The following is a 1,665-nucleotide window of genomic DNA, read 5'->3' as shown; positions in this document are numbered from 1 at the left end:
GGCCTGCTCCAGGGCATCGAGCACGAAGTCCGTGCGCATGCTCGTGCTCATCTGTGTGTCGGGCTGCGCGATCAGCGGGCTGTCCGATACCGAGCAGAGTCTGGCGCAAAGAATCAAGGCGGGAGAGGACGTCGACGGCAAGCTGACCGAGCAGCTTCTGACCTCCGTCTCCGGCCGTACCGGCATGACCGTGCTGGATGGCGGCAAGTACGGAAGCAACAATGGATTCGACCTCGTGATGCAGGATGCCAAGGGCAATGTGACCATCATCCTGGATGCGAAGCAGCTTACTCAAGCCGGGTCTGTCAGGGTGTCGACCAATGCGGCTGGGGGTACGAATCAGTTGTCGCCTGATTGGGTGGTGCGTGTCATGGGAAGCATCGATCAAAATTCACCTGCTGCGCAGGCCATCAAGCAGGCCCAATTCAACAACACCCTGACCATGGCCGTCGGTGGCGTGAACCGTACTACGGGTGAATTGATCGTCGTGCCGATTACGGTGCCGAACAGGTGATATTTACTGCGTACTTGAAATTCATGGGTGAAAAATAGATGACTAATGCCGAGTATCTGCAAGCTATAGAAGCGGGATTGAAGCACGTTCGGGGGCATGCTAAGGGTTATGGCGAATGGGAGGAGAAAAATCGTCCCGAAGTAATGATTGAGGAAGGTCGAGGTAGCCGCCAAGGCTGTCTCTATGGTTTGGGTTCACTGCACAGTGCCCGAGCGATCGTCGCTTGGTTCGGCGATCACGATCTTGATGCCTTTAAGCATGAGTGTTATGTCGCCGGCAAGCTGATGTACATCCGAGAAAAAGAAGCCAATGAACTGAGTTACACCCGCGAGCAAGACTACTTTGAATTGCTGATGAGCGACTACGCTCCCCTGGTTGATTTCTATGCCAGCCTTAGATCCTTCAGTGAGCGGGCTTGGAAGTCGATCAACAACCCCAGGGATCATCTTTTTCGCCACTACCAGATGACCCTGGCCCTGTCGGGCGAGTGGGAACTGCTGGCGCGTCGCGCGCAGGAACAGCTTGCCGAGCAGCCCAAGGGCATGGCGCGCTTCATGGTGGACCAGCGCTTCTACCTGGCCCTTGCGCGGGGAGACAAGGCAGGCATGGAAGCTGCGCTGGCGGAACTGACCTCGCCGAAGATGGCGAAGGTGCGCAACAACCAGATGGAGTTCGGCTTCACGCACTTCTTCATCGGCACGCACGCCACGATGTACGCCAAGATCGCTTGGCGGGCGGGCTACGAGGTCGAGGTGGACACGCCGTACATCCCCAGGGAATGGCTGCCGATGAAACCACTGGAGAAGTACGAAGACCCATATCCCTTCATGCAGGCCTACGACACGGATCATTTGTCCGCGAAGTAGTGACAGTGGGGTCGGGTAGCTTCGGGTGAGCTATCCGGAAAAGAAAAAAGCAAGACCATCAGGGAGGTCTCTTTGCGTCAACAGTCGATGGCAGCGTTCTCGCTGCCCCTTTGCGGAGTCAAGAGGCCCTTGCAGTTGCTGGGCCAGATCCGCGGCGGACGCAAGCAGGCCTACGACGCCGCGCAGGCCATCGGCAGCGGCGGCCCCTACAGCTACGGCGTGAGCGTGAACGTCAGCCGCAACGAGAGCCAGGCGAACAGCTTCGGCACCAGCACCCAGGCCGTG

The 1,665-nt window shown here is 58.1% G+C and carries 2 protein-coding genes; both read left to right on the top strand.

Going from position 1 to position 1,665, the window contains the following annotated elements:
- Positions 1–514: hypothetical protein (locus Q392_RS26350; protein ID WP_211260318.1), on the top strand; the 514-nt coding region annotated here is incomplete at its 5' end.
- A 38-nt stretch (positions 515–552) separates the two neighbouring features.
- Positions 553–1,380, top strand: coding sequence for an Imm49 family immunity protein (locus Q392_RS32440; RefSeq protein WP_084217430.1), 828 nt, complete (start codon positions 553–555; stop codon positions 1,378–1,380).
- The last annotated feature ends 285 nt before the right edge of the window (positions 1,381–1,665 follow it).

It is taken from the genome of Xenophilus azovorans DSM 13620 (genome assembly GCF_000745855.1).
Classification (GTDB): domain Bacteria; phylum Pseudomonadota; class Gammaproteobacteria; order Burkholderiales; family Burkholderiaceae_C; genus Xenophilus; species Xenophilus azovorans.
Note: the sequence above shows the minus strand (reverse complement) of the source record. Positions and strands in the feature narration are given on the sequence as shown.